The 20,440-nt window shown below is 65.3% G+C and carries 15 protein-coding genes and 1 pseudogene; 7 read left to right on the top strand and 9 right to left on the bottom strand.

Annotated features, from left to right (window positions below):
- Positions 1 to 2 precede the first annotated feature (2 nt).
- From SLW55_RS10750 to SLW55_RS10735, 4 genes are read left to right on the top strand one after another with little or no spacing between them, the layout of a single operon-like run.
- Positions 3 to 1,256, top strand: coding sequence for an ABC transporter permease (locus SLW55_RS10750; protein WP_319020001.1), 1,254 nt, complete (start codon positions 3 to 5; stop codon positions 1,254 to 1,256).
- A 2-nt stretch (positions 1,257 to 1,258) separates the two neighbouring features.
- Entirely contained in the window at positions 1,259 to 1,855 is a 597-nt protein-coding gene (locus tag SLW55_RS10745; RefSeq protein WP_320745101.1) for a DUF3299 domain-containing protein, read from the top strand.
- On the top strand, positions 1,842 to 2,492 hold the full coding sequence (locus SLW55_RS10740; RefSeq protein ID WP_320745100.1) for a DUF3299 domain-containing protein: 651 nt from the start codon (positions 1,842 to 1,844) through the stop codon (positions 2,490 to 2,492). Before SLW55_RS10745 ends, SLW55_RS10740 begins: the two co-directional genes overlap by 14 nt.
- A gap of 12 nt (positions 2,493 to 2,504) precedes the next feature.
- Positions 2,505 to 3,311 carry a hypothetical protein gene (locus tag SLW55_RS10735; protein WP_320745098.1) on the top strand — a complete coding sequence of 269 codons (807 nt, stop codon included), beginning with the start codon at positions 2,505 to 2,507 and terminating at the stop codon, positions 3,309 to 3,311.
- A gap of 81 nt (positions 3,312 to 3,392) precedes the next feature.
- Here SLW55_RS10735 and SLW55_RS10730 read toward each other — a convergent pair whose 3' ends face one another.
- On the bottom strand, positions 3,393 to 4,352 hold the full coding sequence (locus SLW55_RS10730) for a LysR family transcriptional regulator (protein ID WP_320745097.1): 960 nt from the start codon (positions 4,350 to 4,352) through the stop codon (positions 3,393 to 3,395).
- A gap of 134 nt (positions 4,353 to 4,486) precedes the next feature.
- Between SLW55_RS10730 and SLW55_RS10725 the strand changes: the two genes are divergently transcribed.
- The 3 genes from SLW55_RS10725 to SLW55_RS10715 all read left to right on the top strand — a co-directional run bounded on the left by SLW55_RS10725 (position 4,487) and on the right by SLW55_RS10715 (position 10,637).
- Positions 4,487 to 5,704: an FAD-dependent oxidoreductase gene (locus SLW55_RS10725; protein WP_320745096.1), complete on the top strand. Its 1,218-nt coding sequence runs from the start codon at positions 4,487 to 4,489 to the stop codon at positions 5,702 to 5,704.
- Positions 5,705 to 6,289: 585 nt separating this feature from the next.
- A complete protein-coding gene (locus SLW55_RS10720) occupies positions 6,290 to 7,933 on the top strand; it encodes an SEC-C domain-containing protein (RefSeq protein WP_320745095.1) in 1,644 nt (547 codons plus the stop codon).
- Positions 7,934 to 8,093: 160 nt separating this feature from the next.
- On the top strand, positions 8,094 to 10,637 hold the full coding sequence (locus tag SLW55_RS10715; RefSeq protein WP_320745094.1) for an ATP-binding protein: 2,544 nt from the start codon (positions 8,094 to 8,096) through the stop codon (positions 10,635 to 10,637).
- 63 nt (positions 10,638 to 10,700) lie between these two features.
- Here SLW55_RS10715 and SLW55_RS10710 read toward each other — a convergent pair whose 3' ends face one another.
- The 8 genes and pseudogenes from SLW55_RS10710 to SLW55_RS10675 all read right to left on the bottom strand — a co-directional run bounded on the left by SLW55_RS10710 (position 10,701) and on the right by SLW55_RS10675 (position 20,440).
- The gene (locus SLW55_RS10710; RefSeq protein ID WP_320745093.1) at positions 10,701 to 11,450 is read right to left on the bottom strand and encodes a hypothetical protein; all 750 of its coding nucleotides are present in this window, start codon (positions 11,448 to 11,450) and stop codon (positions 10,701 to 10,703) included.
- Positions 11,451 to 11,726: 276 nt separating this feature from the next.
- Positions 11,727 to 12,185: pseudogene (locus SLW55_RS10705) on the bottom strand (tyrosine-type recombinase/integrase); the annotation flags it as partial.
- Positions 12,186 to 12,220: 35 nt separating this feature from the next.
- Entirely contained in the window at positions 12,221 to 12,676 is a 456-nt protein-coding gene (locus SLW55_RS10700) for a hypothetical protein (RefSeq protein ID WP_320745092.1), read from the bottom strand.
- A 280-nt stretch (positions 12,677 to 12,956) separates the two neighbouring features.
- Positions 12,957 to 14,138: a VWA domain-containing protein gene (locus SLW55_RS10695; RefSeq protein WP_320745091.1), complete on the bottom strand. Its 1,182-nt coding sequence runs from the start codon at positions 14,136 to 14,138 to the stop codon at positions 12,957 to 12,959.
- Positions 14,135 to 16,450, bottom strand: coding sequence for a DUF5682 family protein (locus SLW55_RS10690; RefSeq protein WP_320745090.1), 2,316 nt, complete (start codon positions 16,448 to 16,450; stop codon positions 14,135 to 14,137). Before SLW55_RS10690 ends, SLW55_RS10695 begins: the two co-directional genes overlap by 4 nt.
- A gap of 14 nt (positions 16,451 to 16,464) precedes the next feature.
- Positions 16,465 to 17,547 carry an AAA family ATPase gene (locus tag SLW55_RS10685; RefSeq protein ID WP_320745089.1) on the bottom strand — a complete coding sequence of 361 codons (1,083 nt, stop codon included), beginning with the start codon at positions 17,545 to 17,547 and terminating at the stop codon, positions 16,465 to 16,467.
- 26 nt (positions 17,548 to 17,573) lie between these two features.
- Positions 17,574 to 19,100 (bottom strand): DUF5691 domain-containing protein, encoded by a 1,527-nt coding sequence (locus SLW55_RS10680; protein ID WP_267123208.1) that lies wholly within the window; start codon positions 19,098 to 19,100, stop codon positions 17,574 to 17,576.
- A complete protein-coding gene (locus tag SLW55_RS10675) occupies positions 19,097 to 20,440 on the bottom strand; it encodes an SWIM zinc finger family protein (protein WP_267123207.1) in 1,344 nt (447 codons plus the stop codon). Before SLW55_RS10675 ends, SLW55_RS10680 begins: the two co-directional genes overlap by 4 nt.

The raw sequence follows: 20,440 nt of genomic DNA, 5'->3' as shown, positions 1-20,440 counted from the left end.
GCCTGTTGAAGCTGGCCCTGGCCAGCCTGCGCAGCCGGCGCCTGGGCGTGGCGTTGACCGTACTGGTGATCACCCTGAGCGTGACCCTGCTGCTGGGCGTGGAGCGGATCCGCACCCAGGCGCACGAAGGTTTTGCCAGCACCGTGTCGGGCACCGACCTGATCGTCGGCGCGCGCTCGGGCCCGGTGAACCTGTTGCTGTACTCGGTGTTCCACATCGGCGACGCCACCAACAACGTGTCGTGGAAGAGCTACCAGGACCTGAGCGCGATGCCCGAAGTGAAGTGGGCGGTGCCGCTCTCGCTGGGCGATTCCTACCGCGGCTACCGGGTGGTCGGCACCAGCACCGGCTTCTTCGAGCACTACCACTACGGCGCCAAGCATCCCCTGGCGTTCGCGCAGGGCAGGGCGTTCGACGATCTCTACGATGCGGTGATCGGCGCCGACGTCGCCGCCGCGCTCGGCCGCCACCTCGGCGACGAGATCGTGCTGACCCATGGCACCGGGCGCATCAGCCTGGCCAACCATGCCGACAAGCCGTTCCGGATCGTCGGCATCCTGCGCCGCACCGGCACGCCGGTGGATTCCAGCGTGCTTGTGTCGCTGCAGGCGATCGAGGCGATCCATATCGACTGGCATTCCGGCGTGCGGCTGCCGGGCCACCACGTCAGCGCCGCGCAGGCGCGGGCGATGGACCTGACCCCGGACACCATCACCGCCTTCATGCTCGGCCTCAAGACCCGCATCGCCACCTTCTCGGTCCAGCGGCGGATCAACGAGTACCCCGAGGAAGCGATGCTGGCGATCATGCCGGGCGTCACCCTGCAACAGTTGTGGGGCACGCTGGGCACGGCCGAAGGCGCCTTGCGGATGATCGCCTCGCTGGTGGTGCTGCTCGGCCTGGTGTCGATGGTCGCGCTGCTGGTGGCCACGCTGCAGGAGCGCCGGCGCGAGATGGCGATCCTGCGCGCGGTCGGCGCACGGCCGCGCGACATCGCCTGGCTGCTGCTGTTCGAGGCCGGCTTGGTCACCGTGGTGTCGTGCACACTTGCGCTGCTGGCGGTGACCGCGGCCAGCTGGCTGGCGCGTGGCTGGGTGCTCGATCATTTCGGCCTGGCGATCAACCGCATCGCACCCAGCGCGGCGGAATGGGGCTGGCTCGGCTGCGTGCTGCTGGCCGGCGTGCTCGCCGGCATCGTACCGGCCCTGCTGGCTTATCGCCGCACCCTGGCCGATGGCCTGTCGCCGGAGCTGTGAGCATGACCCGCTGGATCCTTCCCTTGCTGGCGCTCGCACTGCTGTGCGGCTGTGGCCGCCAGCAACACCCCCCCATCCCGGAAAAAGCGCAGGCGACAGCGGCGGCGCAGCCAGCACCAGCCAACGACGCCGCGATCAATCCGCCACTGGGCGAGCCCGATGCCGACGGCTATCGCGAACTGGACTGGAGCGCGATGCTGCCGCCGGCCGAACTGAAGGCGCTGGAAAACAGCGAAGAACCAGCGGTCGACCACACCGGCAAGCGTGCGATGCCGCAGACCGGTACCTACAACACCGTGGCTGCCGTGCTGGCGCGCAAGGTACGCCTGCCGGGCTACGTGGTGCCGCTGGACAGCGACGACGCCGGCCGCGTGCGCGAGTTCCTGTTCGTGCCGTACTACGGTGCCTGCATCCACGTGCCACCGCCGCCGCCGAACCAGATCGTGCATGTGCGCCTGGACACTCCGATCGACCCGCCCGACATGTACAGCCCGTTCTACCTGAGCGGCCAACTGCGCGCGGAAACTCTGCACGGCGAACTCGCCGGCACCGCCTACACGATGGAGCAGGCCCACCTGCATCCTTATGAAAAAAGCTGATTGCCATTTCCTGCTGGCCGCGGTGCTGTGCCTGCTGGCGGGCTGCCAAGGTGATGGCGGGAAGCAGCCGGACGCCACGCCGACACCATCACCGGCAGCGACGCACGCGACCGCAGCAGCCGACGCCGTCCCGGGCACAGTGGAACGCTGGGAACAACTGGCGCCGGCCAACGACATCTACCAGCGCCCGCCGCCGCGGATCGGCACGGCCTGGCGCGGCGACGCCGCGGTGATGGACCAGGCGGCGCCCGTCGACGATGGCCCGTCCGTGGTCAACGGCATGCCGATCGACCACTCTGGCACCCAGCGCGCCGCCCAGTTCGGTTCGTCGCAAGTGGTGAAGGGCCTGGAAGGCAAACGTTTCGCCCTGGACGGCTACGTGGTGCCGCTGGAAAGCGACGACCAGGGCAAGGTCAGCGAACTGCTGTTCGTGCCGTTCTATGGCGCATGCATCCACGTGCCGCCACCGCCACCGAACCAGATCCTGCACGTGGTGCTGCGCAAGCCGATCGACGTACCCGAGCTGTGGGACCCGTTCCACCTGCAGGGGCGGCTGCATCTGGCAGACTTCAAGGCCGATATCGCCAATGCCACCTACGAGGCAGAGGACGCCACGATCACCCCGGTGCAGGGCTGAGGACGCGGGTCGATGCACCTGAAGTCGCCGATGCTTTGGGCGATCGCGATCGCCACCTGTGGCGTCGTCGTTGCCGGTGGCGTGCTGTTGGCATTGCGCAAGCATGGGCACGTGGCACCGACACCGCGTGCTGCTGCGACCGCGGCGATCCACCCGCCAACTGTGCCCGCATTTCATGTCGCGCCATTGTCCGAAGATGCAGCCGACAAGCGCATCACCACACTGCTGCACAGCGATCCAGCATTCGCGCGCGACGCCACATTCCTGATCGCCGCCAGCGTCCGCGAACGCTGCGCACCGGCTCATTCTGGTGAACTGGCGAAGATGGCCAACCGCGCCCGCCTGCCGGTGCTGGCCGCAACGTCCGAGGTGACGGCACGCGAACCCGACCTGGACCAGCCGATCTACCAGGCGATCCAGCGCATCGCCGCCGCCGCACCGTGCGGCCGCGCGCTCGACCTGACGGCGACCGGCCTGCCGCTGCAGCTGGACCCCGAACGCTACGCGGCCGCGTTCCCCGACAGCTATTACCAACCGACGCTGGACACCGTGCCGCACGAGTACGCCGGCCAACCGTTGGGCGCCCGTGCCGCGCAGGAATGCCAGTCGATCGCCTACGCTGTGCTGCCGCTGGGCCGGGATGGCTGGCAGTGCAGGGCGCTCTGGTCCGGCATGCGCCCGCGGATCCTCAAGGCCTGCGAGCAAGCCCGCAGCGAAGGCGGGCAGGGGGCTGGTGAGGCGATTCCGCCGGAGGTCGCGAACCGGCTGACGCCGGTGGTGGCAGGCTTGCTGGAGAAGTTGCCGGAGTCCTGTCGCTGAGCATGGTTGCTTCTGTACCGCGAAAGTCAACGGCTGCAAACAGCAGGAGCTGGGCAGGACAGCAGTTCGCGCAGCAACTGATCAGGCACGCTTCCCACGCCGCGTTGTTGATTTGGCGGTCACCTGGGATGGCCCACCAAACCCCTGCAACCGCACCTGGATGAACTCCAGCAACGCCCGAACCCGCGCAGTGACCGAGTGACGGTGACTGTAGGCACCAAGCAATTGCAGCGGGGCAGGGCGTAGATCCAGGGGCACTTCCTGCAACCTGCCTGCGGCAAGATCTTCCTGGCACGGGTAGGCCGCAACGATCGCAAAGCCGAGACCCTGGCGCGCGCCGGCCACCGCGAGTTCCCCGCTGTTGACGCGATAGCGGCTGCGCACCGGTACCTTCACGACCTCACCCGCAGGATCGAGAAACTGCCAGGGCTGCCCCTTCAGTGCGCTCACGGTGGTGATGCACGGCAGGGACTTGAGTTCGCGCACATGGCGCGGCATTCCGGTTTGGGCCAGGAGCACGGGGGACGCGACCACGATGCTGGGTAAGGTCGCCAGTTCGCGGGTGATGAACGCGCTGTCGTCCTGACGCCCCCGGTGGAAGACGATGGAGAGATCCATGTCCTCGCGCAACACCTCCAGGCCGGTCAGGCGGGTGTCGCATTCCAACTCGATGCCCGGATGGAGACTGCAGAATTCCGCGAGGATCGGCGCGAGCAACCTGGGCGCTTCGTTGGGCATGCACATCCTGAGGGGCCCCTTCAATTCGCGCTGGACTACGCCAAGCTCCTCCTCCGTGGCCAGCAAGGCGTCGAGGACCGGCTTGGCGCGCGCATACACCAGCTTTCCGGCTTCCGTCATGCGCAGATGGCGCGTGCTGCGTTCCAGCAAGCGCACGCCCAGCCTGCGCTCCAGCGCCGCGACGTGACGGCTGACGTTGGACGACGGCAACGCCAGCAGGCGCCCGGCCCCGGAAAAGCTCTGCGCGTCGACGACGGCCACATAGACGCGGACTGCATTGAGGTCGAGGTCGCTGCGCACCATTATCCCAACTGGGGTATGAAACCCCACCATTTTCGCATGCTAGTTGACGGAATTGGCGAGGTCCAAGATGCACTCCCGTCCAACGGCTGCCCTTCAGGGGCACGCCTGGACCAATTGAATCGGGATGCATCGGCATGGAAATCGGAATACTGGGTGGCGGCATCGCAGGCTTGAGCGCGGCCCTCGCGTTGCACAAGCAGGGGCACACCGTCTGCGTCTATGAACGCCGGAACGGGCCGGCCACCATGGGCGCTGGCGTGACGCTTTGGCCCAACGCGGGCTTTGTGTTGCAGGAGCTCGGATTGTTGGAGGATGTCGGGGCAGTGGGCGGTCGGCCAGTGTCGGTACACCGCAAAGACGCAGCGGGTAGCGCGCTGGGAGGCCTGGACATCACCCTGCTGGACCAACTCATGGGCTACCCGACCCACACGATCCTGCGCCGCGACCTGCAGGCGGTACTGCTCGACCACGTGGCACGCGCTGGTATCCAGGTGGAGTTCGGGCATCGAGCCATCGCGATCGACCTGGATGCCGGCGGCAAGGCCGTGGCGCGGTTCGAGAACGGGAAGAGCATCTGTCCGGATCTGCTCATTGGCGCGGATGGCCGCATGGGCTCGGTGGCGCGCAAGTTCGTCGCCGGGGACAACACGCCCATCTACCAAGGATTCGTGAACTGGATCGGCGTTGCGCAAGGGAATGGCGCGTTGCTGAGCGACATGGCGATTCATGACTGCTGGGGGGCTGGTGATCGTTTCGGCTGCGTCCCGATCCGGACGGATCTGGTGTACTGGGCCGCCGCGCAGGCGCGGCCATTGCCGGAGGCGACGCCAGCGGCGGAGATGCGCAAGGAACTGATGGATCTGTTTGCAAGATGGCCGGAGCCGGTCGCCCGCCTCATCGAAGCCACGCCGGCGCAGGCCATCCAACTGATTGCTGTGCACGACGTGGATCCGCTGCACACATGGAGCCGAGCGAACGTGCTGCTCGTCGGCGATGCGGCGCACGCGCCACTGCCGACCTCGGGCCAGGGCGCATGTCAGGCGTTGGAAGACGCCTGGCATCTGGCGCGGTGCCTCGAAGAGGCAGACGGCGCGCTGGATCAAGCATTGCCGCGCTTTGCCGCAATCCGTGGACCCAAGACCACCAAGCTGGCAGAGCAGGGCAGACTGTTCGCACGCGGCCTGTTCGCTCAAGACCCCGAAACCTGCCGTCTCCGCAATGAGCGCGCCAGGGCGTCCGATCCATTGCGTGATGCGCAGGCCATGGCGGCGGGATGGTCGCAGGGGTTGCCGATGGCTGACTGCACAGACGCTGCGCAGGCGAGCGGCGCTGGCAGTCTGTATCGCCTATAAAAGGTAGTCTCGATCCAAGCGTCGCGTGGCATCTCCGCTGCAGGGCGCATTTCCACTGGATCCGGGGATCCATTTCACTGGGTAGCCACGTCATGCTGATCAAAGACCTCCCACTGCGCTGCCCCTGCTGTGGCTACAAGACGCTGTCCGAGCGAGCGGCATTTGAGATTTGCGCCGTTTGCTTCTGGGAGGATGATGGCCAAGATGACGATGATGCTGATGAGGTACTAGGCGGTCCGAATGGCAATCTCAGCCTCACACAAGCCCGAGCTAACTATCAGCAACTTGGTGCTTCTCGTAGACAGGATCTCCGATATGTACGCCCACGCTTAGATGAAGAGAAGTAAATTGGGGCTAGCAAACCCGGCTTTTAGGTTCGGCTTATACCGATATCTTGAGCGGCCGTGAGGCGATTAGGGAAATTTATCGGGGGTAGAGTAGGGCTGTTCCCGGCCCGGTGCGTAGGCTGTAAAGTGCTAATGAGGCACATCAAAGCGATTGCTTCTACCTCCGCACGACCATTGAAGGAAGTGGTGAGCGGCTGGAGTAGGCCGCCGTCAAGGAAGAATGGAGAAAGAGCCAAACATGGGCAGAACTAAGCCAAGCAGGAACGAACTCTGCCCGTGCGGAAGCGGCAAGAAGTTCAAGCGCTGCCACGGCGGCCCCAATGTCAACTATGAAGAGATGATCTCGCGAGGCGCCGCGGATGCTCAGCGCAAGGCCGAGATAAATTTGTTACAACAGCAGCGACAGCAAGGCCTAGGTCGTCCTATCATCGCGCCCCAGACAGCCGGTAGGCGAACCGTCGCTGTGGGCCATCGTCTATTTCAAGGCGCATGGCCAACATTTCAGGACTTCCTGTATAGCTATATCTTCGATGTACTGGGGCGGGACTGGGTCGAAGCCCAGACCCAGATGGAACAGAGCGAACGTCATCCTGTCATTCAGTGGCATGAAAGGATGCTGCTTGCGTCCAAAGCTGCCAATCTGGCGCCAGGCGAAACACGCCGAACGCCGATGACCGGTGCGGTTAGCGCGTTTCTTTCGCTGGCGTATGACATCTACACACTGGAACATAACAATGATCAGACGCGCACCCCTGAGCTACGGAAATCACTGATTGGGCGTTTGAAGAGCCAGGATCAGTTTATCGGGGTGCGTTATGAGATCCGTGTTGCGGCTATGCTGTTGCGGGCAGGGTTCGAACTCGAATGGGAAGATGAAACCGATCGCCGTTCCAGGCATGTAGAGTACACAGCAACCTACGCGCGGACCGGAAAAGCCTTCGGCGTCGAGTGCAAGACCCGAAACCAGGATGCTCAGAAGCAGGGGGAGCAGCGTCTTGGAAAGTTTACTGGGCTGGTGAGTGATGCGCTGAAGAAGGCAACGCCACATGACCGTCTGATCTTCGTTGATCTGAACACGCACGCCTACTCCTATGTTCCGGGCGGGCCACATGACTGGCGAACGATCAGCATCAATATGCTTCGAAAGTTCGAGGAACAACCCAAGGCAGCAACGCTGCCGCCCGCCGTAGTGTTTATCACCAACTATCCGGACCATCACCATCTCGAAACTCAGGTTCCCGATGCGGGAGCTATCGTCGAGGGGTTTAAGATCGATGACTATCGGACCGGTCGGTCCCTGGCTCTGCAGCAAAAGATTGAGATGCGCTCACGCAACCCTGAGGTCGAGGCACTCTTGGCATCGATCCAGGAACACATTGACCTGCCTTCCACATTTGAAGGGGAAATTCCTGGGTTACCGTCAAACCGCTTGCTCATTGGACACCGATATCAGATGGACGATGGAGTGATTGGCACCTTGGAGGACGCCTGCGTGATGGACGACAACGGGATAGTCGCATTGATTATTAATCGGAACGAAGGCGGGCGCGCGATCTACACCAATCAGCTCAGCCCTGAGGAATTTGCTGCTTGGAAGCGATATCCAGAGACCTTTTTTGGGCAGATACGCCAAAGATCGGGCCCGATCAATGATCCAATTGAACTTTATGATAGGTTGAAGGCTACTTACCTCTGCACCTCCAAAGAAAAGCTCCTTCGGTTCATGGGGGAATGTGGCGACCGCTTTGCCGCGCTCTCGCAGCCTGAGCTGTTGGAGGTCTATTTGCAAGGTATGGTGACCTCAGTGATGGAGCGGGCAGGAGCGCAAGAAGTGCCGTTGCATATCCAAAGAATGAAGCCGCCGCCGAACCGGGCTGACTAGCCAATAATTGACATGCGTAGTCGACGCTCGCGTGGGGTGAATGACGAAATCTCCGGTGGCGGACTCCGGCTTTGGCCAGTTGGCGGCAAATTCGTCCCGTTAGCTAACCGGGCCCGGCCATGTTGTAGGCCCCGTCCGAACTCGCTATGGTGCGATTGGGGTGTTGGTCTTTCGCTGTATCGACTGGACGCGCGCGCGCGATCCGCGCGTCTCCAACATGTGTGATTACAGAATGCATAGCCTTTATCAATCTGAACTCGCCATCGCTCGCGGTCTGGGCCCCGGCGTCGCTGCGCTGACGCACCTGTCTTCGATTTTGCGATCCGTGCTGCAAAGCGCCGCGATCTGCGCGATCGAGATCGTCCACCAGGCGGCGCCCGCGACAGAGCACGACACGGAGCTGGAGGGGTACCTCGACCGTTTCGGGCAGCCCTCGGACGGTTTGCCGGTTGAAGTCCTCGATCACCTCGTCCCGGCGATTCGCGGATTGGTGTCGCGCCAGTACTTCCGTGGCTGGTTCGAGGTGAGCGACGCCGGCGATCCGCCGCTCGTGGCTGCGTTGAATGAATGGGTTCGATTCCGCAATCAACGCTTGGGCCACGGTGTCGTCGATGTACCTACGGCCGCTTTGTGGTCCGAGAAGACCGAGGCACTAATCACGCGGCTCTTAGCCGTCGATACCGGTGTGTTACCTAGGAACACGCCGGCCGGCTTGCAGCTTCGCGTCGGCGATATTGAGGTCCGGAGCGCCACACCGCTTGTCATTGACGACCACCCGATCGTCGTCACCAAGATAGGCCCCAGTCGAGGTGTCTGGAAGCTGCATGCGCAGTTGCTATCGTTGCACAACGCTCGCGTGCTGACTGTCGATCTACCCGCGACCAATGTTTTCGCCACTGACGGGGTGCGGCCGGACAAGTTCCACTGGACTGAAGTCCCGTCCCGTGACGGGTCAAAGCTCGTGCTTCACAACATACCGGGTCGACAGACGTCGACGTTCGTTGGACGAAAGCGCGAACTCGAAAAACTTGTCGACTGGTTCGACGAAATGACTGACTACCGCCCATGCCTCGTGTTCGGTGATGGCGGCTTCGGCAAGACCACGTTGGTCCTCGAATTCTTCAATTCGCTCATCGAGGGCGAGGAAGAGATCAAGGCGCCCGTGCCGTCGATTATTAGCTACTACACGGCCAAGCGAACACGCTGGTCGGAAGATGGACTCATCCACATTAAGGGCATGGCCGAGGCGATGGAGGACAGCGTCCGGGAGCTGATGTACTGCCTCGGCCCTGTCCTGGGCCGGGACTGGTATCGGGCTGAGGGCCGCGCCCTCGTCGACAAGGCGGCAGGCGAATTGAAGGCCGAAGGCTTCTTGCGTGGTGATGTGTTGCTCATCATCGACAATACTGAAACGCTGGCTACGTCTACCGCTGACGCTGAGGCTTTGGGCGATTTCCTCAAGCACGTCGCCAGATCCATAGGGCGGGTCGTCATCACGTCCCGCCGGCGGGAGTTGCTCGCCGCCGAGCCTGTGCCGGTGGCCAAACTTTCGGAACCCGAGGCTCTCACGCTCATCCAGCGGCTCGGTGACGTGTACGGAGCAGTCGCGATCCAGCAGTCGGGGGAAACGAAGTTACGCCGCGCCTGCGAGCAGCTGATGTATAAGCCGCTACTGATCGACACTCTGGTGCGATACATCGCTCGATCGTCATCGAGCGTGCAGGAAGGCTTGGACCAAATCCTTCGCAAAACCAACGATGAGCTCCTAGAGTTTCTGTACGAAGATGCGTGGCAGCGCATGCTGCCGACCGTCCAAGACGTCTTCATGACTCTCGTTTTGTTAGTCACCCCCGTCGATGGAAAGTCAGTAGGCGACGTTTGTCGCGAGATTGGCGTGCAGCATGCGGAGTTCCAGGCGAGCTTGGCCGAAACCTACTTTGCCACGGTCGTTGACCACGGCGAGACGTACGAAATGGAGATCGTCGAGCTAGCCAAGGAGTTCTTCAGGCAGAAGAAAAAGCGTTTGGTCCAGCATGAGGCGGAGAAGCTAGAGAAGACCGCGACTCGGGTCGACAAGCTGGCCACGGAACGCTTTGAGATCGCCAAGAACTATCGCCAGGACCGAGTGGCGGATGCTTTCCGGAGCGAATTCGCGAAGGCGGCGAAGATCGCGACCTTCAAAAAGGACTATAAGAGCGCACGAGAGCTCTTCGAACTTGCGCTGCAGGACGAACCATTGAACGCTGCGCTGCATGAGCGGTATGCATCGTTCCTCTTTAGAACTCTACGCGATGCGGCGGCGGCGCTCCCGGTAGCGCATGCGGCTGTCGAGCTCGACTCTAAGAACGCCGATGCCCACCTTACGCTGGGCCTGATCCTCTACAAGCAGGGACGGCTCGGTCACGGCGACAAGTCAATCGCGCAGGCCGAGGAGTTGGGCAAAACCACGGCCCTATGCATGCTGAGACGCGCAATCGCGCGATACCACGCTGTTGCCCGCCAACCCTACGCGCGATCGAGTGGGCGTCTTCTGCGTGAGGCGGAGCAGTTCATTGAGTTGGCCATGCGCACCGGCAACACAAAGGACCTTTACTATGAAAAGAATCGGAAGGAAGCCGAGAAGTACGCGGCGATGATCAGGGCGTTGAGGAATCGGATCAGCCGCCGCGAAGCATTGGTCGACAATGCGCCGGAAGCTGCGTAGGGCCGAGCACTCCGGATTCGCTGCTGCATTGCCGGCGCTGGTGCGTGCGCCGATCCCGATGCATTAATGCTCTAGGCTTGGTGGACCCAGGTGCCGGCTACGGAGGCCACCCACATAGTCGTTCAAGTGATTTCCAGCCAGCATGATCTGGATTTCTTGGCGCTGGTATTCGGCAACTAGTAGCGGCTTGACCCATCGCTGCGGGTAATTGGTGCCTTCATAGGAGAAGGCGTTTATCCGCATGCCATGGGTAGCCTCAACTTCACTGACGGAAAAGCCCACATCCACTATGCTGCGATGCTTGCAGAGGTTGTCCAGAGCGACCAAATACCTGAAATCGTCATGGAAATGCAGGATCTTCAGGTCCTCAACGAGCTCGGGTGCAGGAAGCTTGTCCTTGACCTTGTGCAAGCTGATCGACCTTTCCTCGATACAGGTTGCGTTGTCCAGGTTCATGCCGGTGGCGAAGTAGGCTAGGTGCACCAGATTGTCGGCGACTGCCCGCATGTTGTGGACGCAGGCCACGATGTTGAGATAGGCAGCAAACCTGGCATCTTCGAATGAACCGGTTTCCTTATGGTAGGCGCCCAGCATGGCGGCCATTACCTCGCAATCAGGCCGACCCTCGATCTTAGCTGCGATGGCGCGCATGGCTTCGTTGTAGTGGTGTCGGGTGAATTCGCGACGGTCCACGACGGATCGGATGCAGCTTGACACGATCCGTCTCTGTTCAGCGCCAAACAGCCGTTGCACGTGGTCGCGAAGGGCGCCCAAATCCCGGCGGATCATTGAGATCGAAACGTCGGGAATCATCACATTGTTCCTTCATCAATGGATCACATCAGCCTGTAGACGGTGTGTCCGTGCGTCGCTTCGACGGACTGATCGATCACAAGAATATAGTCGGCAAGAATTTCCCAGCGCCCACCATCGAGCGCCCGAGGCTTGGAGGAAGAAGAAAGTCAAGGAATTGCGGATCGAGCCTCTAGGTTCGGCTCCTCGCCTTGCAAGTCTTCCGCGGCGCGTGGCATGCCGCAGATGAAGCGATGGTGGAGCACGCACGTACCAAGCTCGTGAACTCAGCGATGATCAGTCCTCCAGTAGGCGAGCGGCGGGGTTCGTCGTAGCGCCACCTGTCTGGAAGTAGCCAATCACGCTCGACACCGACCGATGCTCGGTCAGCTGCATGATCGCCGGCAGCGAAACACCCTGGCGACTCGCTTCGGTCACGAAGCCAGACCGCAGGCTGTGTCCACCAAAATCCCCCTCTAGCCTGGCCAATTGCGCCCGCCGCTGCACGATTTCCGCGACGGCGGCCGGGGACAGGGCAGGGACGACCCGCCGCTTCCAGAGCCGGCGAAAAATTGCCCCCTCGGTGATGTCAGCCGCCTCCAGCCAATTCTGCAGGGCAAGGGCGGCCCGATCCAGGACCGGCTTGTCCGGCGTCGACGTGGCCGTGACGCCGGCTTGCTGGGTCTTGCTGTGCTCGAGCCGGTAGATGTAGCCCTGGTCGCCGATCCGCCTCAGGTCGCGCAGGTCGAAGGCAGCGGGGTGTAGGGGCAGCACCCCTACGGGCAACTCACTCAGCACGGATCTTTGAGTTGCTTCCATCCGTTTTCTATTCGTTGCAATCGCCGCCCTTGCATGCATCTTTCTCCTGCCTCTAGGGGTCTTGGCCTGTATACTGAAATTTCCTCCTTGGTATTCCAGAGCGCTTTTCTGAGGCTCTCCATTTCTGCTGCGTTTTCCTCATCTATCTTTTTTTTGAACCTTTCCGCTTGAGCCTTCAGTTGCAGTTCTTCATTCTTTGTCATTGGTCGCATCAGTTCCGCGGTCATTGCGGCAGCTTGACGTCGCGCATTCCACTCTATTAGCCACATCGCTGTAACTATCAACACGATTAGGCATACTCCCGCTCTTATCCAGAAATCCGAACTATCGCTGGCGATGTGTTTAGCCGGGCCGCGATAGCTCCTGGGCCTGAATTCCAGTTCTTTTAGATCCTCGTCTTTTCCCAGTGTCGGTTCTTGGCGTTCCATGGCGTTCCCCGTTTCGTACCCCCATCATTGTCGGGTGCAGGGGCTTGCACATGCGTAGACGCCTTATCCAGCCATCCGGCCGAAGGGGCGTTCCCGCCAGGCCGCAGGTCTACAACCACAACCTTAACTATCGACTGCTGACGCGCTTTCCTGGCCTGGTTCCGGTTACGTGCGGCGTCACGTAAGTCCGTGGCACACAGACAATTTCGCATAATGTATCTTATGTAAAAATCAAGCGCCTGAAGTAGCCGCCAACCAGCCCCCATCAGACCGACAAACCTCACCGCACCGTCACCAACCCCTGCGCCCCGGCCCACTGCTGGATGTCATCACGGCGGATCGCTGCGGCCATCAGGCCCGGGAAGGCATCCGGCGTGCAGGCGAACGACGGTACGCCCAGCGCCGCCAGCTTGGCGGCCAGGGCGCGGTCGTAGGACGGCGTGCCTTCGTCGCTGAGGGCGAGCAGCACGATGAACTGCACGCCGGATTCGATCAGTTCGCGGGCGCGCGCCAGCAGCCGCTCCTCGACGCCGCCTTCGTACAGGTCCGAGATCAGCACCAGGATGGCGTTGTGCGGTTCGCGGATGATGCCCTGGCAGTAGCTCACCGCGCGGTGGATGTCGGTGCCGCCGCCCAGTTGCACGCCGAACAGCAGGTCTACCGGGTCGTCCAGTTGCTCGCTCATGTCGACCACTTCGGTGTCGAACACGACCAGGCGCGTGGACACTGCCGGCAGCGAGGCCATCACCGCGCCGAAGATGCTGGAATACACCACCGAGGCGGCCATCGAGCCGCTCTGGTCGATGCACAGCAACACTTCGCGTTGCGGCTTTCTGGCCTTGCGGCCGTAACCGACCAGGTCCTGCGGCACCACGGTACGCAACTCCGGCTGCCAGTGCCGCAGGTTGCTGCGGATGGTGCGGTGCCAGTCGATCTCGGCCAGGCGCGGGCGGCGGTTGCGGCGGGCGCGATCCAGGGCGCCGGTCACCGCCGAGCGCATCGGTTCCTCCAACTGGCGCAGCAGGCGCTCCACCACCTGGCGCACCACCATGCGCGCGGTGTCCTTGGTCTGCGCCGGAATGACCCGGCTCAGGCCGATCAGGTTGGCGACCAGGTGCACGTCGGGCTGCACCTGCTCGAGCATTTCCTTTTCCAGCAGCATCTGGGTGAGGTCCAGGCGCTGCAGGGCGTCGCGCTGCATCACCTGCACCACCGACGACGGAAAGTAGCGGCGGATGTCGCCCAGCCAGCGGGCCACGTTGGGCGAGGAGGCCCCTCGCCCGCCGCGGCGCCCCAGGCCGCCTGGGCCATCGGGTTCGTACAGCGCGGCCAGCGCCTGGTCGATGCCCTGCAGCGGCTTGGGCAAGGCGCCGCAACTGGATTCGGCCTCCTGCCCCAGGATCAGGCGCCAACGCTGCGCGCGCGAGGTGGCCGTGTCGGGTGTGGGTGTCGTGTCGGTCATGCGGTCAATCCCAGCAGTTCGCGCAGCGTCGGCAGGGCCCGCTCGGCGCGGGCCAGGTTCCAGTCCGGGGCGACGGCGGCCACGGGGGCCTCCATCGGCGCCTGGCGCACGCGCGTTCCCAGGTCGCGGCGGTCGGCCGGCTGGAAGGCGGCGAAGGTGCGTCGCACCAACGGCAGCACGCGCACCAGTTGCGCCTCATCCAGCGCCACGACCCAGGCGTCGATCATCTGCCACACGGCGTCGTCGTGCAGCAGCACGGTGGCGTTGCGGTTGAGGAAGCCGTCCAGCCACTGCGCGGCCTGCAGCGGTTCGGCACCGGGCGACAGTTGCTGCTGCAGTTGCAGGTGCACGGTGTCGGCCTGCACCGCCTGCGTGTCGAACAGCAGCCGCAGCGCCACGCCCCGCAGCAGCGCGTTGCATGCCGGCGACAGCGCGACGCGTCGCAAGGCCTGCTGCCAGTCGGCGCTGCCGTCCGCGTCGCCACGCAGGCCGATGGCGCGGTCGGCGTCCAGGACGATGCTGCGTGCCTGCTCGGCGCGGGCCTCGTCGAGGCTGGACAGCGCCAGGGTCAGGCCGACGACCGCACGCGCCAGCATGCTGTCGAACAGGTGCGCGACCTGGTGGCCCTCGGTCTGGCGGACATTGCCGTAGCGGTACACGTTGGCCAGCGGCGGCAGTGCGCCGAGCAGCGCCAGCGGGTCGGCATCGGTGGCGGCACGGGCCTCGAGTTCGGCCGCGATCGCGCTGACCGCCTGCGGCAGGTCGGCCAGCAGTACCTGGTCCACCAGCGCGGACAGCGCAGGCAACGCCTCGGCCTTGCGTGCCTGCGCGATGGCCATGCTGGACGCGGCATCGGCCAGGGTCTGCCCGTGGCGGCTGGCTTGCACCAGGTCCACCAGGAACTGCGGCTGCCAGGCCAGTTGCCAGATTTCGTGGAAGGTGCCGCGTGCGGACTGCCCGGTGCGCGCCAGCCGGCCCCACTCGATGCCGATCAGGCGCAGCCGATGCAGCAGATGGCTGCGTGCCAGGTCGGTGTCCTTGCGCAGGTCCAGATCCAGGGTCTTTTCCAGCGCTTCGGGTTTCAGGCGCAGGCGCTTCTGCTGCGCCTCCAGGTCGCGCTGCAGCGGCACCGCCGGCACGCTGTCGGGCACCTGCCCCAGGGCATCGCCGATCATCAGGCGCTCGCGGATGAGCCGCATCGGCGCATCGTCGCCGTTGCAGATGACCGCGCGGCTGGCTTCGGCGATGTCCTCCAGGCCAGGGGCCGGATGACCACGCAAGGCGGCCAGCGTGTCGGCCAGGCGGGTGGCCTCGATCAGGTGCGCCGACGAGCAATCGAGTCCGTGCTCGCGCAACAGGCGCCCCACCCGCGCATACCAGCCGACGGCGCGCTGGTCGTGAACGCCGCTGCTGCGCCACAGGTGGTCGTACCAGCCCGGCGCGTCAACGCCGGCGCCGTAGCCGCTGTCCATGCTCAGGTGACGATAGGTCCACGGCACCCAGGTGCTCTGCGTCTTGCGCTTGGGCATGGCCTTGAGCAGGCGGCTGTCCGCGGTGGCGCTGTTGGCGCGCAGCGCGTCCGGCTGCAGCGCCGGCACATGCCAGGCGCCGCAGACCACCGCGACGCGCGCGAAGGCCTTGCCAGCACTGCGCAGCGCGCTGCGCATGTGGGCCTCGCGCACGGCCTCGTGTTCGCCGCGCGGGCCGGGATGATCCGGCGTGTGTGCCCGCACGGCGGTCATGGCCTCGGCGATGGCATCGAACAGGCCTTGCCCATCGCCACGCTCTTCCACCATGTGGTTCCACCAGGTCTCGCCGTCGGCATGGCCGGCGGCGCGCGCCAGCCAGTCCAGCGGATCGGACGGGCGCACCTCGGCGCGCTCGTCCTCGGGTGCGTCGGCGGCGTCCTGCACCGGTGGCGGCGTGTCCGCCGGCTCCGACGTTTGGTCTGCAGGCGCAGCCACGCGCTCGGCGCGCGCCTGCGCCTGCCATTCCAGGGTCAAGGCCGGCGGCACGTCCATGAAGCGTACCGCCACGCCGTTGCGCAGCGCCCAGTGCATGGCCTGCCATTCCGGGGAGTACGCCGCATACGGATGGAACACGGCTAACTGCGGGTCGTCGACGCAATAGGACAGCAGGGCCACCGGCGGCTGCATGCCCTCCTCTAGCACGTGCGGCAGCAATGCCTCGTTACCTGCCGGCCCTTCGATCAGCACGCAGTCCGGCTGCAACGCCGTCAACGCGGCGACCAGGCTGCGCGCGCAGCCGGGGCCGTGGTGGCGAATGCCGAACAGGGAGATGGCTTCGCTCATCGAGGCCGGCTCGCTCAGGCCTGCTCGCGGAACGCGCGGTACAGGTCCTTCCAGTCCTCGCGCTCCTTCACCACGGTTTCCAGGTATTCCTTCCACACCAGCGCGTCCTGCACCGGATCCTTGACGATGGCGCCGATCATGCCGGCGGCCATGTCGCCCGGACGCAGCACGCCGTCGCCGAAATGGCCGGCCAGGGCCATGCCGTTGTTGATCACGGAAATGGCCTCGGCGGTGGAGAGCGTGGCGGTCGGGCTCTTCAGCTTGGCCTTGCCGTCTTCGGTGACGCCGTTGCGCAACTCGCGGAAGATGCGCACCACGCGCGCCACTTCCTGCAGCGCCGGCGGCTCGGCCGGCAGGTCCAGCGCCGCGCCCATTTCGGCCACTCGCTTGCGCACGATCGCCACTTCGTCCTCCTCGCTGGACGGCACCGGCAGGATCACGGTGTTGAAGCGGCGCTTCAGCGCGCTGGACAGTTCGTTGACGCCCTTGTCGCGGTTGTTGGCGGTGGCGATCACGCTGAAGCCGCGCACCGCCTGCACTTCGCTGCCCAGCTCCGGGATCGGCAGGGTCTTTTCCGACAGCACGGTGATCAGTGCGTCCTGCACGTCGGCGGGAATGCGGGTGAGCTCCTCGATGCGGGCGATCTTGCCCAGGCGCATGGCCTGCATCAGCGGACTCGGCACCAGCGCCTTCTCGCTGGGCCCGTTGGCCAGCAGCTGCGCATAGTTCCAGCCGTAGCGGATCTGCTCTTCGCTGGTGCCGGCGGTGCCCTGCACCAGCAGCGTGGAATCGCCGCTGATCGCCGCGGTCATGTGTTCGGACACCCAGGACTTGGCGGTGCCCGGTACACCGAACAGCAGCAGGGCGCGATCGGTGGCGATGGTCGCCACGGCCACTTCCATCAGGCGGCGGTCGCCGATGTACTTGGGGCTGACCACGAAGCCGTTCTCCAGCGTGCCGCCGAGCAGGTAGGTCACCACCGCCCAGGGCGACAGCTTCCAGTTGGCGGGCCGCTGGCGGTTGTCCTGGCGGCGCAGTTCCTCAAGTTCCTCGGCGTATTGGTGTTCGGCGTGCTGGCGCAGGACGGCGGTGCTCATGAGGTCTCCAGTGAAAGGCGTAAGGATCAGGATGCGGCGTGCAGGCTCTGGCGCAGGACCAGGAGCTGGCGGGCCTGCTGCACGCAATCGAGCAAGGCGGCGCTGGCGTCCGCGGGCGGATCGGCCACCTGCACCCGCGGCAATGCCGACGGATGCAGGACGGCGAGCAGTTCCAGCAGCGCGTCGCGCAGCAGATAGTCGTGGCGCAGCATCGGAGCGCCGAACAGCGAGCCCAGGTCTGTCGCCAGCGACTGCGAATAGGCGGCGCTCAAGTGCTGGCCGTGGGCGGTGCCGGCCAGCACCTCGCCGAGCAGCGCCTGCCGCTGCAGTTGCGCGGTACTCGGCGGCCAGTAGCCCTCGCGCCGCTCCGGCGGCAGCAGGGCCAGCAGCTCGCTCGGGCTGCGCTGCCGTTGCTCCACGTCGAGCAGGGCTTCCACCCAGGCCGGCTCGCTGGCGTCCACCTGCTCCAGCCAGGCACGCAGCAGGGCGGCGTCCCACTCCGTGGTGCGGGACCAGGCCAGCACCTCTTGCGGGGTCTTCTCCAGCGTGCGGCACCACCAGGCGAGCGGCAACTGCCGCGCCAGTTGATAGAGCCACCAGGCGCGCTCACCGAGCGCGTCGCTGTCGGGCCGCTTGCTGTCGATGGCCGCCTCGTTCCACCCGGCATCGGCCGCCCTCGGCGCCTCCAGGGTCCAGCTCACTCGGCGCAACAGGCCGGTGCGCTGCTGTTGCAACACCGCCGACATCTGCGCCTGCAGGTACTGCGCATGTGCGGTGGACGACAACCGCGCCAGCATCGGCCCGGCCAACTGGCGGACCTCGCGGCTGCGGTCCTTCAGCAGTTGCTGCAGGAACGGCGCATCGGCCTCGCACAACTGCGGCTGTAACGCATCGACGCAGGCGGCGCGTTCACGTGCGGACAGTTCCTTCTGCGCGTCCTGCAGGCGCTGGCGCGCGCCGTCGGGGTCTGACGCGCGCAACTGCCGCAAGGCCAGCAGGCGCGCATCGAACGTGCCCTCCTCCCAGATCCGCGCCAGATCGGCAGGCGTCTGCGCCGCCGCTACCGCATCGGCGGCGTAGGTCCACTCCGCATTGCGCCCTGCGAGCCAGCGGCCGCGCGCGCCCAGCACCGGGCGCAATGCGCCCCGCAGCGCGCTCAGGCGCGCGCCTGCGTCCAATGCCTGCGGCAGTACCACGACCGGCAGATGCTGGCCGCGTGCGGCCAGTTGCAGACAGGCTTCGTGGCGAAGGCGTTTCAGCCACGCTGCGGGCTGCGCGCTGGCGAACAGCGCCCGCAACAGCGGCACCCAGGCATGGTCTGCGGGCAACGCTTGCGGATCGTGCGGCGCGGGCGGCGGTAGTGGCAGTGGCGCGCCGAGACGCAGCGCCGCACGCCGGCAGGAGGCCAACGCGCCCACCTGCAGGCTGTAGCCCAGTGCGGCGTCGTCCTGCGTGGCGATGGCGGCGAGCACCTCGCCGAGTGCGCCATCGAGGGCAATCCGTTGCGCGCGATCGATGCCCAGCAGCGCCGGTTTCAACCAGGCCTCGTTCATGCCGCGCTCCTTTCCCAGCGCTCGCCCTGCGCGTTCCACGCGCTGAGCGGCCACAGCGTGTCGCCGTCCCACTCGCCCATCAGGCAGACAGGATGACCGCCGGCGAACGCGAGCAGCGCCCAAGCCTGCATCGCGGGCAGCTGCAGCGGCAGGCTGCCTTCGCTGTGCTGCGCCCGGACGCTGCGGCCGTCGTGCGCGATCTGCGCCTCCTGCAGGCGCATCGGCACCTGCGGCAGCCATGGGTTGAGCGCATGCGCACGGGCGGCGGGGTCCAGGGTGTCGGTGCGCGGCAGCGCGGCGCCGGCCTCCACGCCGGCATCGAGTTCGCTCGGCACGGCGCGCAACGGCACCGTACCCGGATGGAAATGCAGGCAGCCGGCATGCACATGACCGTTGCGCCAATGCTGCTCCCATCCGCGCCCGCCGTGGCTGTACTCCTGCAGCAGCGCGGGGCGGCCGCTGTCTAGGCCCTGCAGCCACACCCGGCGTTCCAGCAGATTGCCCGGCTGCTCGATCAGGTGCTGGCCCTGCACATGCCAACGATCGTGCACCGCCTCGCCTTCGCGCAACACGGTGTCGCGCTCCAGCGGCCAGCCCAGTGCGGCACGCAGGTCCGCCTGGCGCGCGGCGCTGAAATCCCCTGCGCGCGGCACCGCCTGGACCAACAGTTGCAGCAGGCCGAGGCGTTCGCCGAGGTCGGCGAGCTGCGCGAGATCGCGGCCGCCCTCGCCCACGGCGCGCTCCAACTGCGCGGCCAGGCCGGGAGCCTGCGCATCGACCATGCGCGCCATCATGCGCCGCGCGTCCTGGTCGAATTCCGCGCCCAGATTGGCCAGGCCCTGGCGGAACTGGTCGGCGATCCAGCGTTGCAGTTCGGCCGCGCCGGCCTGCATGCGCGCCCAACGCGCCTGTTCGCGCCTGGCCGCCGCCGCGGCCTGGACCTGCGGATCGGGCGGCGGCTTGCTGGCGGCGACTTCCTCCTTGCGCGCCGCGCGTTCGCGACGTCCCTGCATCCATTCCTCGACCCAGGCCGGGCGGGTGCCAGGCACGCAGCGCGGGTTGCCGTCGGCATACAGCAGCAGCATGGCCAGCCCGTGCTTGCACGGAAACTTGCGGCTGGGGCACGAGCAACGGCTGACCAGCGCGACCAGGTCCACCTGGGTCTGGTAGGGCTTGGCGCCACTGCCCTGGCATTCTCCCCACAGCACCTCGGCGTCGGCGCCGAGCAGGCCCCACTTCCCGTCCGTGGCCAGGCCGGCGGCCGCCTTGGCCGATGCCGCATCCGGCGCAAGCGCGAGGACCTGCTCGCGCGTGAGTCGCACTTCCATATCCTTACTCAT

Source organism: Xanthomonas sp. LF06-19 (assembly GCF_034105425.1).
GTDB classification, from domain to species: domain Bacteria; phylum Pseudomonadota; class Gammaproteobacteria; order Xanthomonadales; family Xanthomonadaceae; genus Xanthomonas_A; species Xanthomonas_A sontii.
Note: the sequence above shows the minus strand (reverse complement) of the source record. Positions and strands in the feature narration are given on the sequence as shown.

Excerpts from the sequence above, each read along its gene's own strand:
- SLW55_RS10745 (WP_320745101.1), top strand. The coding sequence starts at position 1,259 with ATGACCCGCTGGATCCTTCCCTTGCTGGCGCTCGCACTGCTGTGCGGC.
- SLW55_RS10740 (WP_320745100.1), top strand. The coding sequence starts at position 1,842 with ATGAAAAAAGCTGATTGCCATTTCCTGCTGGCCGCGGTGCTGTGCCTG.
- SLW55_RS10735 (WP_320745098.1), top strand. The coding sequence starts at position 2,505 with ATGCACCTGAAGTCGCCGATGCTTTGGGCGATCGCGATCGCCACCTGT.
- SLW55_RS10730 (WP_320745097.1), bottom strand. The coding sequence starts at position 4,352 with ATGGTGCGCAGCGACCTCGACCTCAATGCAGTCCGCGTCTATGTGGCC.
- SLW55_RS10725 (WP_320745096.1), top strand. The coding sequence starts at position 4,487 with ATGGAAATCGGAATACTGGGTGGCGGCATCGCAGGCTTGAGCGCGGCC.
- SLW55_RS10720 (WP_320745095.1), top strand. The coding sequence starts at position 6,290 with ATGGGCAGAACTAAGCCAAGCAGGAACGAACTCTGCCCGTGCGGAAGC.
- SLW55_RS10710 (WP_320745093.1), bottom strand. The coding sequence starts at position 11,450 with ATGATTCCCGACGTTTCGATCTCAATGATCCGCCGGGATTTGGGCGCC.
- SLW55_RS10700 (WP_320745092.1), bottom strand. The coding sequence starts at position 12,676 with ATGGAACGCCAAGAACCGACACTGGGAAAAGACGAGGATCTAAAAGAA.
- SLW55_RS10695 (WP_320745091.1), bottom strand. The coding sequence starts at position 14,138 with ATGACCGACACGACACCCACACCCGACACGGCCACCTCGCGCGCGCAG.
- SLW55_RS10690 (WP_320745090.1), bottom strand. The coding sequence starts at position 16,450 with ATGAGCGAAGCCATCTCCCTGTTCGGCATTCGCCACCACGGCCCCGGC.
- SLW55_RS10685 (WP_320745089.1), bottom strand. The coding sequence starts at position 17,547 with ATGAGCACCGCCGTCCTGCGCCAGCACGCCGAACACCAATACGCCGAG.
- SLW55_RS10680 (WP_267123208.1), bottom strand. The coding sequence starts at position 19,100 with ATGAACGAGGCCTGGTTGAAACCGGCGCTGCTGGGCATCGATCGCGCG.
- SLW55_RS10675 (WP_267123207.1), bottom strand. The coding sequence starts at position 20,440 with ATGAGTAAGGATATGGAAGTGCGACTCACGCGCGAGCAGGTCCTCGCG.